We start from the raw sequence: 545 nt of genomic DNA on the forward strand, positions 1-545 counted from the left end.
GCCGGCCCGCGCCGCGATGGCGTCGATCGACACCTTGGCGTAGCCGAGCTCGACGATCAGCTCGCGAGTCGACGCGAGGATCGCCCGGCGGGACCGCTCGCTGCGCCGGGTGGCGTCGGGTTTCTTGGTGACCACGCCGACAGCCTAGCGGCGAGACGAACCGTTCCGTCTTGACACGCCGCCGAGAGCCAAGCAGACTCGACACCGCGAGACGAGACGATTCGTCTCGCGGAACGACAGGGGGTTGGAGCCATGACGGCTACCGAAGGTCAGGTCTGGTTCGTCACCGGGGCTTCACGCGGTCTGGGCCGGGCGATCGCCGAAGCCGCACTCGCGGCCGGCCACCGGGTGGTCGCCGCGTCCCGGACGAAAGGCACGCTCGCCCACGACCGGCTCGTGCACGTCCCGCTGGACGTCACCGATCGCCAAGCCGTGTTCGACGCCGTGGAGCAGGCAGCGGCCGTTTTCGGCGGGCTCGACGTCGTCGTCAACAACGCCGGCGTGATGCTCTACGGAATGGTCGAAGAAGCCACCGAAGCACAGGT

General features: G+C 69.2%; 2 protein-coding genes. One reads left to right on the plus strand and one right to left on the minus strand.

The genetic code is table 11. The features are described 5' to 3' along the window. Positions 1-135: TetR family transcriptional regulator (locus CCN37_RS42130; protein ID WP_143262102.1), on the minus strand; the 135-nt coding region annotated here is incomplete at its 3' end. Positions 136-252: 117 nt separating this feature from the next. Here CCN37_RS42130 and CCN37_RS38655 point away from each other — a divergent pair. Continuing rightward, a partial coding sequence (locus CCN37_RS38655) for an SDR family NAD(P)-dependent oxidoreductase (protein WP_143262103.1) occupies positions 253-545 on the plus strand: 293 nt, incomplete at its 3' end.

It is taken from the genome of Allokutzneria sp. NRRL B-24872 (assembly GCF_002155965.1).
Taxonomy (GTDB): domain Bacteria; phylum Actinomycetota; class Actinomycetes; order Mycobacteriales; family Pseudonocardiaceae; genus Allokutzneria.